Source organism: Pontibacter qinzhouensis, assembly GCF_008017455.1.
Classification (GTDB): Bacteria; Bacteroidota; Bacteroidia; order Cytophagales; family Hymenobacteraceae; genus Pontibacter; species Pontibacter qinzhouensis.
In genome coordinates this window covers 1-15,385 of the sequence record NZ_VRTY01000021.1, presented here as the reverse complement: position 1 = coordinate 15,385, position 15,385 = coordinate 1, and the positions used below count along the sequence as shown (strand labels likewise).

Genomic DNA, 15,385 nt, shown 5'->3' with positions numbered 1-15,385 from the left:
ATATGCTGAAATTCCTTCTGAAGCCCTTTTTCATTAGAAAAATTACCTTTCCTGCCGCAAGTTTAGGCACAGCCGTAACTTATGGTATATTTAGGCTTCACCCAGAAACTCCGAGGTCTGGAAGACACTGTGAGGTCTTAGCTTTTACGCCAGGTAGAAAACCTCTTTCAGCGAGATACTCACCGGTGAGTTGTCCGGATTTGTTTCCATGATGTCGGCCATGTAGGCCCACCACTTCTGCACAATCGCAGTCGTTCCCAGATCCTGCGACGATTGCCCAGACTGCTTTTGCACTGCGAAAAGAGTGCTGGTTTCTTCATCCAGGAAAATAGAATAATCGCTCACACCCGCCTCTTTCAATAGTTGCGCCAGCTCCGGCCAGATCTCATCGTGCCGTTTTATATATTCAGCCTCAAAACCAGGCTTTAGTTTCATCTTAAAAGCAAATCGCTGCATGTTTTTTAGATTTTAGATTTTAGACGCTAGATATTAGACTTCTTAAATGCTTTTGGTTCTGTTGGATGATGTTCCGTTACGGTTTGCACCTAACCACTCCCAGTGCCTCCTTTACTAAGGATGTTGTGATTAGTCGCTTCAATCGGTAAACTGTTTTTCTTTCATAAATTCCTATGTCTAAAATCTAACATCTATAATCTAGCATCTTGGCCCTAATTTCTCACCAGTGTCACCCCCATCAGCCCGATTACCACATCGTTTGCCAAGGCAACTACTTCGAGCGACTTTAGTTTTTTGGCCGGGTTCAGGGGCAGGTCCAGCACGGTGGCGGCACCGCCGGGAATGTAGCTATCGTAGGCAAACCCCTGAATGCTCGCGTATTTGAAGTTGGTCGGTACATCGCCTGTCTTCAGGTGCAGCCGGATAGGTTTTGGCTTGGAACTGGTAAAGGAGTAGCTGTTGATATAGTAGTCCTGCTCAATCGGCCACCAGGTTTCGGGGTTTCGCAGCACCAGTTTATCTTGTGTACCATCGGTATAAGTCACCACCACTTCGCCATTGTCGAACCGCGATTGCATGGGGTTGGTAGAGCCGGCCATGAGCAGGTAGGCATGCGAGGCTGAGCCTTGCAGTGGCACTGCAGCTTTAGTTGGATAATTGTCCCACTGGCTGGTGAAGAGGATATTGTTGCCAGTACCCGGCCCTGTTGTTTTAAATGGCAGGCCGTTTGGCAAGGCTATTTTTCCGGCTTCTCCTGCCTTTGCCCGTAAACCTGAATCGTCGACCTCGGCTGTTACGAGCGGGTAGCACCAGTTGCCAATTCCCTGCTTCGGCAGCTGTAGTGTTGCAGACGTTGGTCGTGGGGTCAGGTACTCGTTCTTGAAAATCTGGGTGACATTATCGTTGAAATGAGCCGTCAGGTCCAGCGTTTCCCATTTGGGCGCAGCCTTTGCTGTGGCAATTGGCACATGCCAGTTGGTGATGCTGGCTGCTGCCAGTGTTTCGTTGCCGGAGCTTACTTGGACCTGGTTCGTTCCTGGCTTAAGATGTAAGGCAGGAACAACGATGGCAGCAGAGGAGGTAAACGCCGGCACCTGCAGTTTCATTTTCTGTTTGTAGTTCCCAACAAATACCTCTACTTCTTTATTTAAAGCTTCGGAAGTATTGTTCTGCAGCTCCACCCGGAGTTGTGCCTCATCAGGGCCTGTGGTGGAGATAAGGCGGAATGGCTCGCGGAGTTCTACGTTTACCGGCTGCCACCAACTGAGGTCGCCCTGGGTAGTGCGTACAAAGAAAGTGCGGTGCCCCTCCTGCCCTGCCAGCTTCACCTCAACCTTATTCTTTTTCTGGTCGGAGCCTGCTACAATACCTTGTGTGTCTTTCAGCTCCTGCACTTCCGCTTTTCCGAAATCCACCTCCAGGTTGGCTCCTTTTGCTGCTATGGTTTGATGTGCCGGTGCAGCAGGTTTATCGCCAGCCCAGGTAATTTCGACTTCGTATGTAGCAGCAACAGCTGGAACAATGTCTATTTGAGGTGTGCCAACAGCCTCTGCATAGGCTGTCCATTTTACAGGCTGGCCGTTTACTTTTACGCTTGCTACTTTATCGCCCAAAGCAGCAGCCCTGAATTTTAGCTTCAGCGGCTTGCCGAAGTGTGGTTCCAGCAGGTAGGTTTCTTTGTGGCCATCTCTCCTGAAACTGTACTTAATGTCTGGTGTTTCCAGCAAGGCATGGTCCCAGGCAGCAGGGAGCCCCGGACGAATCGTTAGTTCCTCTGCCAGCATATCGGGCTGAATACCAAACATACCTTCTACCAACGCGCGGGAGCTAACGCCAATGCCATCGGCAAAATCGCGGTAGAGTTCGTTGCGGTAATGGTCGTAATACGAGAGCTGTTGCAGGTTACCGGGGCTGGAACCCATGTACATGCTCTCTATAAGAATGCTTTTCATGAGCCGGTTCGCTTCTTCGGTATGGCCCGATTGCCAGTAAGCCAGAGCCGTATGCGCTACCTCTGCCAGTGCCACATTATTCACCGACCAGGTGTAAGGCATCCAGTTAGTAGTGGTGAGGGTGTAGAGGTTCTCTTCGGGCAAATCGGCACATTTTATCGGGATGTGCGGAATTTGGGTGTCTACGTAACGTAATGCCTGGTACGCCTGAAACGGGTCCGGCACCTGCGAATCGAGGGTGTGGTACACGGTCCAGAGAGCGGCGGCAGGGTGCAGTTTCTGCAGGCCCAGCAGGTCTTTAAATTCTGCATACACACCGGCTTCCGGCATCCAGAGCGTCGACTCAATGGCCTTTATAATTTTTGCCGCTTCCTGCTCGTACGGCTTCGGATCCTTGCCGATAAGGGCAGCTAAACGTGCAGCAGTTTTGTTGGAAAAATGATGATAGGCAGAAGAATGCGTTACGCCGCCGCCACTGTACTGCACACCATCGCTGGCCCAGAAGCTGGCGTAGGCATCGTACAACCCATCGTTATCGGTATCGAAATTGCGTTTCTCCCAGGCCAGGTGCCGTTCCAGCATCGGCCATGCCTCCTGCAGGTAGGCTTTATCACCTGTCCAGAGAAAATGGCGCAGCAGCTGGTCTATAAACACCATGTTCATGTCGTAGTGGTGCGCCACATGCTTGCTGCTCGGGTTGCGGGAGATGTAACCACTGGTGTAAAGCGACAGCCCCAGCTTCTCCTCCATACGGGCCAGGTTTCGCTCCTGGTCCGGCACTACCGGCCCGCTGGCCGGTGAGGTTACCTGGGCTTTGGCATAACCCCGGAAATGGGTGCGGGCACGGTCGTGGTGGCCGAGGGCATCAGCCACATAAGCGCCACGCCAGCCATTGAGCGGCATGCGCCAGGCAATGGCTCCGTGCATGTAGCTCTGGCCGTCCCAGATAGCATCGGCTGCTATGCTCAGTGCTCCTCCAAACGTGTTAAAAAACGGATCGGGAGTTTCAAGTTTTATATGGCTGGCGGCTTTCTTCCGGCTTTCTTCAGCTTTCTGAAAAACGCCTGGCAATTCGTTATAAGTTTTTGGTTTGGTATTGAGGTTATTCTGCAGACCAAAATATACTTTCTGATTTCCCTTTAGCCGCTGTTGACCCACTACTACCGGCAGCTCAGACTTCTCCGACTGATATAGTGCTGTGGGAGAATTTTGCTGCCTGGAGTCGCCAAGTTTGAGAACATTACCGGGTGCCACCACCCCATAAATCTGGGCTCCTTTGTCTTCTACACCTGTAATATCTTCTTCGTAGGTATCGGCATTCTTTTTCCCGATTTCAAAGCCAAGCCGAAAGCTGTTGTTCTGAAGGCTGAAGACATTGCCTTTGCAGTGCTCCGGGTGCAGGTAAAAGCCTTCTTCCGGGTCTGCTCCAATGTCTCCGTCGCGCGCCGGACGGTGGCCACTGGCTCCGCCGTAGGTCCAGATCAATTCAAAGGGCGTGGTGTTGGCAGTTGTCTCCAGCGAGAGCACCATCCCTTCATCATCGGCCATGGCCAGCACCTGCAGGTTCAGTTGCCCCTCGCCCAGCATTGGGTCTTTGATCTCGTAAAGCATGGTACCGGGCCGGTAGATGGCCTTTATATCAGCTGCCTCTATCAGCCATTTGTCGCCTTTGTCGGTGGCGATGCCTAGCTTTAAGTTACCACCTTTGTTCGGCATGTAGAGCAGGAACTCCGGCAGGTCGCCGGCCTCTACCCTGAAAGCGGTAGGTGTGCCATAAAGTGCTCTGTTAAACCGCTTCGTTCCATTCTTGATCACAAAATCAGTTCCGTCGGGCTTGTAGCGCAGCGGGCGCACCTGGTCTAGTTTATCGGTAGAGGGCTCTGGAACCACTGCTGGAGTAGACGCAAAAAATAGTTTTCCTGCATCTACCCCACTAATATGTTGCGGTGTATTTTGCGACTGGCATGCTGCCACCAACATCATCGCTACAATTCCGGCTGTTCTCAGTTTATTAGACACAGGTACTTTAGTTAAGATTTTAAATTCATAGTTAATGATGTTCATTCAGACATTCTATCTCATTAACCAATAGCGCGAGCGTCTTCGCTCGTGATTGCTATTGCGCGGCCTCTGGCCGCTACTATTCAATTTATTCAGTAGCGGCCAGAGGCCGCGCAATGGTTATACAAGAGCGAGGACGCTCGCGCCATAGTGTAAATTATTTCACCACTATAGTTATATCCTCTTTATTAGAACGCTTTGTTTTCACCCACAGAACTTTACTTTGCGCATCATAAAACCAGCCATCTCCTTTTTCCAGAGCTGCAGTTGTTTTCAGTGCAGCGGTTTTTTTACCGTTTTCAGAAATGGCAGTTGGTGCTTTTGCTCCGTTCCAGTGAATTTTCGCCAAGTAATTGTGGGTTAGAGGCTGAAAGTTTCCTTTTGGCTTCTGCACTTTCAAAGTTAAGCCAGCAGCAGTTTGCTCAGATGTTATTTCAGTAATGGCAAACGCTCCTTTCTGGTAATTCAGGCTTTTCCCATCGTCTTCGTACAGCTCAAATTTTGAAGAGCCGTGCGGAAAGATATCCAAGGTAATGGTATTCACTGGTTTCTCGCCAATGTAGCGCATTTCGGGTTGCATGGGTAAAATGGCTCCCCCTTTGGCGAAGATCGGAATGGTGCCTAAAGGTGTCAGCACATGCACGAACTGCCGGCCTTCGTGCTGCTTACCAGTCCAGTAGTCGAACCAGGTGCCTTCGGGAAGGTAAATTGTTCTGGTTTTGGCACCTTTAGTGGTAACCGGGTTCACGAGCAGGTTGCTGCCGAACAGGTACTGGTCGGTGATATCGTACACGTTCGGGTCGTTCTGGTGCTCCAGTACCAGCGCCCGCATGAGTGGTGTGCCGGTGGTGTGGTTTACGTAAGCCTGGCTGTAGATATACGGAATGAGCTGGTAGCGCAGCAGGTCGTATTTCTTGAAGTTGCGCAGCGCATCTTCGCCGTAGTTCCAGGGCTCTTTGTAGTTGGGGTGTTCCATACCGAGCAAGTGCGCAATCGGGCTGAACATGCCGAACTGCACCCACCTTATGTATAGCTCCGGATCGGCCACGTGTTCAAAACCGCCCATGTTGTGCGACCAGTAACTCACACCCGACATGCCTACATTCAAACCGGCTTTAATGACAGGCGCAAAATACTGCCACTCACTCGGCCAGTCGCCAGCCCAGATAAAGGGGTAACGCTGAATACCGGCATAACCTTCGCGGGTGTGCGCCATGCCGCGCATGCCGTTATGTTCCTGGAACTTCTCGAAAGAGGCTTTGGTGTAAACCAGCGGAAACACATTATGCATCCATTTAATACTATCTCCTGTCGGGCCTACTTTATCACTTTCGTTCGCGAGGCCGCCAAAAGCACTGCCTTCGTCTGTTTTAAGGAACATGGCTCCCTGGTCGGCAATGCGTTTAACACCGTTTTGCCACCACCAGTCTACCGCCTTCTGATCGAAAAAATTCACAAACTCGCCCGGGTTATCTTTTTCAGGATATACAAACCCGGCAGTTCTTGCCTGGTCGAGCAGGTTCAGTTTGGTGCCGTTGTCGAAGCGGGGACGCAGGTGCAGGCCTACCATTTTGTAGTTCATGGCGTAGAGGCTGTCGAACATGCCTTTGGGATCTTTAAAGGTTTCGCGCCACTCAAAAGAGGTTGCCCCTTTGCCGCCCACTTTGCCGAAAATACGCCAGGTTGAGTCGAGGTGTAGCAGGTCGGCAGGTATGCCGTGGGTTCTGAACTTCCGCCCCAGTTCCACTACATATGTATCGGAGGTCAGGTGCTCATAGCCCCAGGTGCCGCCGCTGTAGGTGCCCACGTGCAGGCCCAGCGCAAACTCCGACAGCATCGGCGATTTGCCGGTAAGGGAAGTATACTGGTTAAGGAGATCCTTAAAAGAAGGACCGCTCATGAAATAATAATCCAGCTCGCCGCCTTCTGCCTTAAAGCTGTAGGTGCTAGGGTTGCTGTTGCCCATGTCCCACTCGGTAGGGTAAGCCGTATGGAAAAAGATGCCATAGCCGCGGGTACTCATAAAGAACGGTACCGGGCAGTAATTTGCTTCCAGCACGTTATAGGCGCCCACGTGGTGCGGCAGCCCTTTGCCCCGGCCCACATCCATCTTCAGTTTCTTGTTGCGCTGGTCCAGAAAATCCATCCGCTCGCCAAAGCCGAAGAAATGCTCATCGGGTAGTAGTTGCTTGCTTACTGCCACAGCCTCTCCTTGCTTGGTTAAACCACCTTCCCTGCCTGCCAGTGCATCGGCCGAAAGTAATTTGCCATCAGCAGTAGAGACTTCTATGCGGAACGGGTTTTTGATAACTTTTATATGAAGCTTGTCTGTTTGGAGCAGGAAATGATCGCTCTGTTCTGATGTCTGCAGCTGCACCGCAGGCCAGTCGTACTTTATGACCATGTAGGGTTCGTTCGGCAGAAACTGCTTGTTCCAGCTGGCCCGTACCCGAAACATATCGGGTGTGCAGAACTCCAGCCGCACCTCACCGCCTGAGTTGGTAAAAAAAACCTCATTCCCTTTCTTCTGAAAACCCGATTGGTAGTTCCCGATGCCGGTTTGCGCAACAGCCTGATAGGTAAATAAACTGATGAGAAGAAATAATGCTTTAAAATGAAGCTTTGGAAACATGTTAATTTTTAAACGTGATTGAGTAATGGCTCGTTTGGCGCGCCGCTATTCCCGGTCAGCTGCTTGCACGAACGTTTGTTTAAAATTAACAACATGGTCCAAAATTCCTATCCTGTACTATCCTGTGAAGTGCTGCTTTATTTTGAAACAGCACATTTTTGTCAGAATCAGGATTTACAGGATCAAAAGATGAACAGGATTCCTATTGTTTTATTTTCTGCTATGGTCAGATACTCGCAGGAACTGTGCACGCTGCGAGGTCTATTCGGGATTCATTCAAATTATGCTAATGAAAACACCCTTTCAATGGCACTTGGGGCTTTTTGCTTCCAGGGTCTTTTACCTGGACTACGGCTTTAAGGAATGTATCAGCAAACACAGATTTTATATTTAGCCTTATTGTTCATCCTGATACTTTCTCCGCATTTCTAAATCTTCAGATTCCCAAATCTTCAAATAGAAAAATCAGCTCATTCCAACCTTCCCATGATCTGGTCCATCACCCAGGCAGTTCTGGCGGCTGATTCGCCGGTGCTGGGGCATTGGCCGTGACCGCGCAACTCGTCTACTATGGTTTGAATAAGTGGCTGCTGCACATGGGGTGGGTTTGGAAGTGAAAACTGCTGTACGCCTGCTTTTGTCTCCAGCACCACCGGCTCATCTCTGAAGCTCGGGAACCGGATGGCTCCTAAACTGCCTACTACTTCAGTAAAGTCTTTGCGCTGTTGTTCGGCCACACTAAAGCACCACACGCCGCTGCCCAACACGCCACTCCGGAACCTGAACTGAGCCGTTACAATGTCTTCGGCAGCATAAAGCCCCGCCTGGTTTGCCGCCTGTCCTGCTGCCGATTCGATAGGCCCCAGCAGGTAATCCAGGAAATCGAGTTGGTGCGCGGCCAGGTCGAAGAACAGGCCGCCTCCGGCTATTTCGGGGCGCACACGCCAATCGAGGCTGGGCTTGGGAGGCTGGCACAACTGTACGTTCACGTAGCGCACCTTTCCTATGGCACCGGCCTCTACAAGTTCTTTTACCTTCAGAAACGAAGGCAGGCACCTACGGTAGTACGCCACAAAAAGCGGCACCTGCGCCTGCTGGCTGGCTTCCAGCATCGCCTGGCTCTCCTGGTAACTCAGTGCCATGGGTTTCTCTACATACACTGCCTTACCTGCAGCTACCACCTGCCGGGCGTATGCAGCATGCGAACTGGGTGGTGTGGCAATATATACAGCATCCACTTTGGGGTCGTTTATCAGGTCTTCGGCTTTGTCGTACCAGGTAGGTACTTGGTGCCGTTGCGCGTAATCCTGAGCTTTGGCACCATTGCGGCGCATCACGGCTACTAGTTCAGAATGTTGTATTTTCTGAAAGGCTGGCCCGCTTTTAACCTCGGTTACGTCGCCACAGCCAATAATTCCCCAGCGGATTGTTTGCATCGTTCTAGCTTTAGTTCTGTCACAAGGTAAAGGTCCATGCGAACAAACAAAAGCAAAGGCCGCTACTTTCTGGTTTATTCTTCTTTCTGAAAACAATTATTCTAATGGTTTTACCCTTCCGGATGCTTTTTAAGGCAACATGCTCCAAGGTCTGCATCAAAAATTTAAATTGGCTACATACTCTTAAAAATAAAAGCATACCCCAGGAGTAAAGATACACTGCCGCTTCGGCCACTGCCCCAACCGACCAGCACTTTGGAAGAAACTTACCTGGAGACTTACTGGAACAGTACTTCTGAAGAACTTACGTGCTTGTGGTGCGGCAGCTACCCTTGACACCTATAGAAGCAAATTACCTTTGGAAGGCCAGTTTTATTTCAATAATTGCATAAAATTTTACCTGCTGCATAAACTGGATGGCGGAGCAAATTGTCTTTTATCGATACAGATAATCTCTTTTCTGTTAGTTAACACGCAGCGTCTTCAGCAAAGACACCCGCCTTTCTATCTTGTAAGTCTCCATAAAGATTTTTCTGTACACAACTCATTCTGCTTTTGATGCCACTTTTGTCTTTATTCATTTGACTTTATTCATTTTCTGTAACAGTCATACAAAAATCTCAAAAATTATATAATCACCTGTTATTTACACGATTACAAAGTATCTATTTTATATTTTAAAAATTTAAAACTGTGTTTAAATGGTAGTTACATTACAATTTAAGAATATATAATTTCATAAATAAAACTAACAAACGTTTGGTTGTTTAACCCAGATTAACCATATTTATGCCAACGATTGCACAATTCCATAATTTGTCGTATTTCAATTTTTACTTTTAACAAAAAAATAACCATTTATGAAAAAACTGTACACATTACTAGGCGCAGTTTGCATGCTGTGCTGCCTGTTTAACGTAGCTTTCGCTCAGGCTCCTGCCGTGGCTTCTGCGAAGTGGGAATTTAAAACCGCAGAAACTCCTGCTAACGCGACTGGAGAAAGATTAATAAGTCAAGGAGAAGTAACCGGAGTCATGACACTTCATAAAATGGAACTCTTCCAATCTTTCACTGGGGTAGGAGGTACGCAGCGATATCGTCAAATTGGTAATTCATGGCCTCTAAACCAGACAGATATCATTAAGGATACTTATGTCCAGTTTGCTGTTACTCCGACTGCAAACATGGCTCTCCATATAAATTCATTAAAGTATGATATTGCTTCTATGAGCACAGCCCATCTGCGAGCAAAAGTATTATATTCAAAAGATCCTAAATTTGAAACACCTCATGAACTAGCAGACGGTACAGGAGCTGAAAACAATAGTATTCCTTCCACTTTTTCTTCTGTTGATGCAGAAGTAGATATAATAGTTAATAGTGGAGAAACTTTCTACCTTCGATTCTATCCATGGGTGCATAATCAAACTGCTGCGCAAACAGGAAAATACATTTCTTTTTCGGATGTTATTATATCAGGAACCACCATGCCTGCCGAAGACGAAGATCCGGGAGATGAGGAGCCTGCTGGCATTAAGAAGGTGCTGTATGTAACCGAAATTAAAGTGATGCATGAAACTGCTACGACAGTAGAAAGTGATCCGATTATAAGAATGTTGCGTGCCGATGAGAATATTGAATTAACAGTTAAAGCCCTCACACAAGCAGAAGCTAATGCGGCCGACACAGAAGTTGACATGGCCGGTTTCGATGCCATTGTGGTGCAGGAATCTATGGGTGGTAATAGAGCTATCTTAACTCCTGCCGGAACGCTGGGGCTGGCTAAATTTACAGCGCCAACGCTTTATAACAAGACCTATGCCTTAAATGGTGGCAGAGCATTTACAACCAATACTGCTGGTGGTGGTGCAGAGGCAGCAGTAGAGGGAACCCCTGTATTAGCTATTACAGTGCCCGCCGCCAACCAAACCAACGCCCTGTTTAATGGCCTGACCTTTACCGAAACCGGTACTGCTCCAATGTTCAAAACCGGTTCATTAGATAATGGCGGACCGGCAGAAACAGGCTTGAAAGCTCTTAACTATAGCAATGCAACTGTACTTTCAGCCACCAACACCTTGCTGGCTAGTGTAGCAGGTCTGGCAGAAGAAGGAACCCCGGTATTCTTAAACGACCTGCCTTCTGGCACCATGATTGGTTCTGAAGCTATCCAGACCAGAATGATCATGATGGGTATGAACTTCGGCGCCATCAGCAAAGACAACGGCACCAACATGACAGCCGAAAACCTGACTCTGTGGAGAAACGCCGTGTATAGCCTGGCTGGTTTACCTGTTCCGACTACAGCCGTAGACCCTGCCGTGGTAACCAGTGTTAGAAACAACCTTGCTACTGCGTCTTTCAACCTGGGTCAGAACTACCCTAACCCTTTCAATGGCTCCACTACTATTGCTTACGAACTAAAGAAGTCAGGTTTTGTAGCCTTAGAAGTGTATGATGCCCTGGGCAGAAAAGTAGCTACCTTGGCGAATGGCAACCAGGCTGCTGGCACTTACGAAGTTAAGCTGAACAAAAACCTGAGCAACGGCATGTATTTCTACAAACTGAGCACCGATGGCTCTAGCTTAACCCGCAGAATGCTGGTAACACAATAATAAACGCAGCTTAGGCCGCAAATAAACAAGAGCGGGTGCAGGAGGTTTAACCTTTCCTGCACCCGCTCTTGTTTATAGCTAAGGCAAAATCAGCTATTCTGCTGATTTTAAATTCGTTCAAACGTTGAATTAACCATTGCCACTTTACCTGATCTGACCGGTTGCGGCTGCTTCTGCTTTTTTCTTCTGCCCCACCAGATTATAAAACCGGTTACTGGCAAGCTGGCTGCAATCAGGCTGGCAAAAAAAGCGATTACCTTCCCGACAATGCCGCCTATGGCTCCTACATGTATGTCGTAGTTCATGCGCATGATCTTATCGGCTACTGTGGCATCGGCAAAGCGCCCGTACTGGTGCGTCACGGGGATCTCCTCGAACGTATGCTGGTCATAATAAATATAGTCGCCTTTCCAGTAAGTAGAAGGATCAGGGTTTATGGCTACTTCTATAGACGAAGACTTGCTTTCCGGCACATGCACCTCCAGTTTGGCGTTGGTGCCAAGAATCTCCGGATATTTTTTCATCCAGATCTTATCCATGGCAGGAACAGCTGAAGTATTTGCATCTATGGCGGTGGTATCGGAAAGTGGTTCGTAAAACTCGACCAGCTGCTTGCCTCCTGAGGCCACCCAGTATACCGATTTGGCAAACCACTGAAAGCCCATGATCAGGCCTGTGACGCCAATAAAAATAGCTACCCAGGTCATGTAAAAACCGAGTACGTTGTGGGCATCGTAGTTAACACGCCGCCACCTGGCACTCCACTTAATGGAGAAGCGCTGCTTACGGGCTGCTTTGTTCTTAGGCCACCACAGCACCAGCCCGGAAATCAGCATGAACACAAAAACCAATGTGGCGGATGCTAAAATTGGTTGCCCGATGTGCGGAGGCAGCCAAAGGTAATAGTGCCCCATGATCATGAACCGGAAAAAATCTTTGTCCATGTTTTTTACCTTCAGCACCTGCCCGTTGTACGGGTCGAGGTACACAATATAATAATAGGTGGGCTCCATCAGACTGAAATACACTACCTGTGCCGCCTTGCCATGAGCAAAACTGACACTGTGCGCATGCTTGCCCGGCAACTGAGCATCGGCTATGGCCTGGAGTTTAGAAGGAGGCAACTTTATTTGCGCCTGCTGTTCCACAAACTGGTACGGTTGCGTGGCCTCTTCTATTTCGCGCTGAAAGGCCAGTATGCAACCTGTAATACCCAGAAAAAGCACGAATAGCCCGGATGAGAATCCGAGCCAGAAGTGCAGTTTGCCTATTAGTTTTTTAAACGTCATGTGCTAAAATTTATAACCAATGCTTACACGATAATTGCGAGGTGCCTCTGTTTGCCAGTAGTAGCCATCCATAGAGCCGTTGTAGTCGAAGTCGTAAGGGGAGCCGGAGTAGAGGTTCGTATCGAGCAGGTTGTTCACAATCAGCCCGATGCTTACTTTTTTAAACTGGTAGTTCAGGCCGCCGTCCAGGCGGAAGTAATCGGGCAGGCCTCCTGGTGTGCCATCTGCCACAAACCACGGGAAACGGTTGATCTGCCACTGGTAACCACCAGAAAAGCCCAGGCCTTGCAGCGGCCCCCTCTGCAGGGTGTAGGTAAGCCAGGAATTGGTTACATGCTCGGCGTAGCCAGAAACCTTCAGGCCTATACGGCTGGCATCTGTGTCTTTTGTAATTTCGGAGTCGGTGTAGGCATAGTTTACCATCAGGTTGAGGCCTTTGGTCAGCTCGCCACGTACATCCAGTTCCACGCCCTGGGTTCTGGTCTGGCCCAGTTGCAACGAAAAATTCTGCCCCGGGTCGCTGTTCGGATCTGCCACCAATTGGTTGTTTTTGGTAATCTGGTATACCGAAACAGTTGTATTGAAACGGCCGTTCAGCCAGTCGCGTTTAAAGCCTGCTTCCATGTTGTTGCCAGTTATCGGCTTCACACTTTCCCCGCTTCTTAAGGCTCCAAGCTGCGGAATAAAAGCCTGGTCGTATAAGGCATAGAGGGAGGTATTGCTGCTAAGAGAAGCACTCAGACCTACTCTCGGGCTAAACTTTTCGTTTTTGACAGAGGCACCGTATTGCTCTGTTGTGGCGCTGGTGTACCGACCTGCCAGTGTCAGGCGCAGTTTGTTCTCAAAAAAGCCAAGCTCATCCTGCACATACACGGCACCATAGCGCTGCGCCAGCACATTGCCTCCTGCTCTTTCGCGCAATGGTTTTGAGCGGTCAAAAACAGGTGCACCACCTTCGGCAAAGCCATACACAGGATTGTAAATATTAAACGGCTTGTCCTGATCCAGTTCAAAATACTGATTCCAATCGGCCAGGTACTCTTTGTTGCCGTAGTCGAGGCCACCAAGAATGCGGTGCGTGATGATGCCGGTTTTAACGGTGCCGTTCAGGTACACCTGCCCGAATTTACTGTCGTTCTGAGCATCCCAGATGCTGGTGGTGCGGCGCATGTCGCCGTTCTGTGCCACACTGTTTACCCAGAGCGAGCTGCCAACCTGGTTATAACGGAAATAAGCTGCCTGCGCTGTCAGTTTCCAGTCGTTGTTGAGCTGGTGTTCAAAAATCAGGAAAGCGCTGTTGTCGTGCATATCGGATGGCTCCAGATCGGGGTCGGCAATGGTAAAGTTGCGGGGCAGGTCTTCGTAGCCACGCGCAGAGAACACATAAGCAGAACCAATAGCCGACATGCGGGAATACTGGTGCGTGTATTCGGCTGTAAGGGAGGTTCTGTCGCTGAACTTGTATTTGAGCACGGGCGCAATAGAATAGCGGTTGTTGTACTCGTAGTCGCGCCAGGAGTCTTTTAGCTGGCCCATTACGTTCAGGCGGTACTGCAGCTTGCCATCGGTGGTGAGGGTACCGTCCAGGTCGGCGGTGGCGCGGTAGGTGTTAAAGCTGCCAAACGTAAACCCAACAGACTGCCTGTTAATGCCTGTCGGTTTTTTGGTAACTATATTGTAAAAACCAGCCGGGTCGCCGTTGGCCAGCATAAAACCAGCCGGGCCCTTCACAAACTCAATGCGCTCCACAAACGACATATCTTCTGAAAGCGGGCCCCAGGTCGATTCTACGTTCATACCATTTCGAAAAGGAGCAATACGGGCACCACGCATATTCAGGCGGGTATAGTTACCCCAGTGTTCCTGTGCCGTTACCCCACTTACGTTTCGTGCCACGGCCTCCGACATATCAAACGACTGTTGTCCTCTTATCAGGCCCTCGGTAATTACCTGTATGTTCTGAGGCGTTTCGAGCAGCGGTGTATTAGAGCGGAGCGTGGCAGAAGGCAAATCAGCTTTAAACTGATTTTTGGTTCCCTGCACCACCACCTCCTGTAGCTTGGTAGCACTTTCGCGAAGTGTAAAATTGGCGCGGGTTGTTTGGTTAGCCACAACCGTAATTTGCTGCTCCTGCGGCTCCAGGCCAATTTGCTGCACAATTATTTGGTAGGTGCCAGGCCGAACATTGGCAATTTTATAGTTACCCTCAGAATCGGTGGTAGCACCCATCGAGGTACCTTTCATTCCAACCCCAACTCCTATGGCTGAATGACTATCGGTGGTGGCTACGTGCCCAACAACGGTGCCCTGTTGAGCAATGGCCGGTAAACTGAATAAAAGAGAAAAGAAGAGCAGCCAGAGTGGCGCCATTGTCTTTTTAAAAGCAGTAGAAAGACAGTTCATATTTGCCGGATTTAAGTTTAGATTAATTCTAAATAATGACAAATATAGAGAAGAGAAAATATCAAAAACAAATTTTATTTAGAACAAGTCTAAATAAAATTAAGCAAAAATTATTTACTCGGTTTTGAAAGTGGTTTACTTAAATTATTCTAAAGAAAATGCTCTTCAGAAGGATTTTCATCTGAATTTTGCCAAGGGTTTGAGAACGGTTTTTTATTTAGTGTTCTCCCTGGCAGTCTACTTTCAGGCATTTACTCTACTAAAAATTGAAACTATATACAGGTGCTATCATAAAGTAGAGGATTTGTGAGGTTTTTTTTAATCGTTATAACCCAAGTTGGTTGGTACTGCTCTTTCTACTATATTCCGACAGGTAGCAACAGAGCCAGCACCTTTGCCAGGTGCACCAAATGAGCCGGCACTGTTGGGGGAAGGGGACCTCGATTTAGCGGGTCATGATTTTTTTATTCTTTTTATTGAATTAGGCACTTAAGCAATAACCATTTTATAGGGATGTGGAGGAGCGGCCACCATCCTTTTG

7 protein-coding genes are annotated in these 15,385 nt (G+C 48.8%); 1 reads left to right on the top strand and 6 read right to left on the bottom strand.

Annotated elements, in window-relative coordinates:
- Positions 1–144: 144 nt before the first annotated feature.
- From rhaM to FVR03_RS07360, 4 genes are all read right to left on the bottom strand, one after another.
- Positions 145–456, bottom strand: coding sequence for an L-rhamnose mutarotase (gene rhaM / locus FVR03_RS07375; protein ID WP_147921100.1), 312 nt, complete (start codon positions 454–456; stop codon positions 145–147).
- A 212-nt stretch (positions 457–668) separates the two neighbouring features.
- Complete coding sequence (locus FVR03_RS07370; protein WP_187270078.1) at positions 669–4,427, bottom strand: DUF4450 domain-containing protein; 3,759 nt, start codon at positions 4,425–4,427, stop codon at positions 669–671.
- A 199-nt stretch (positions 4,428–4,626) separates the two neighbouring features.
- Positions 4,627–7,101 (bottom strand): glycoside hydrolase family 31 protein, encoded by a 2,475-nt coding sequence (locus tag FVR03_RS07365; protein WP_147921098.1) that lies wholly within the window; start codon positions 7,099–7,101, stop codon positions 4,627–4,629.
- 470 nt (positions 7,102–7,571) lie between these two features.
- The gene (locus FVR03_RS07360) at positions 7,572–8,537 is read right to left on the bottom strand and encodes a Gfo/Idh/MocA family protein (RefSeq protein WP_147921097.1); all 966 of its coding nucleotides are present in this window, start codon (positions 8,535–8,537) and stop codon (positions 7,572–7,574) included.
- Between the two features lie 1,415 nt (positions 8,538–9,952).
- On the opposite strand from FVR03_RS07360, the gene FVR03_RS07355 reads away from it, so the two are divergent.
- Positions 9,953–11,152, top strand: coding sequence for a T9SS type A sorting domain-containing protein (locus FVR03_RS07355; protein ID WP_187270077.1), 1,200 nt, complete (start codon positions 9,953–9,955; stop codon positions 11,150–11,152).
- Between the two features lie 107 nt (positions 11,153–11,259).
- Here FVR03_RS07355 and FVR03_RS07350 read toward each other — a convergent pair whose 3' ends face one another.
- Entirely contained in the window at positions 11,260–12,441 is a 1,182-nt protein-coding gene (locus FVR03_RS07350) for a PepSY-associated TM helix domain-containing protein (RefSeq protein WP_147921095.1), read from the bottom strand.
- A gap of 3 nt (positions 12,442–12,444) precedes the next feature.
- A complete protein-coding gene (locus FVR03_RS07345) occupies positions 12,445–14,844 on the bottom strand; it encodes a TonB-dependent receptor (protein ID WP_255474114.1) in 2,400 nt (799 codons plus the stop codon).
- Positions 14,845–15,385: the final 541 nt, after the last annotated feature.

What these genes read in the sequence shown, in the direction of transcription:
- FVR03_RS07365 (WP_147921098.1), bottom strand. Translation starts at nt 7,101, where the DNA reads ATGTTTCCAAAGCTTCATTTTAAAGCATTATTTCTTCTCATCAGTTTA.
- FVR03_RS07360 (WP_147921097.1), bottom strand. Translation starts at nt 8,537, where the DNA reads ATGCAAACAATCCGCTGGGGAATTATTGGCTGTGGCGACGTAACCGAG.
- FVR03_RS07345 (WP_255474114.1), bottom strand. Translation starts at nt 14,844, where the DNA reads ATGAACTGTCTTTCTACTGCTTTTAAAAAGACAATGGCGCCACTCTGG.
- FVR03_RS07350 (WP_147921095.1), bottom strand. Translation starts at nt 12,441, where the DNA reads ATGACGTTTAAAAAACTAATAGGCAAACTGCACTTCTGGCTCGGATTC.
- rhaM (WP_147921100.1), bottom strand. Translation starts at nt 456, where the DNA reads ATGCAGCGATTTGCTTTTAAGATGAAACTAAAGCCTGGTTTTGAGGCT.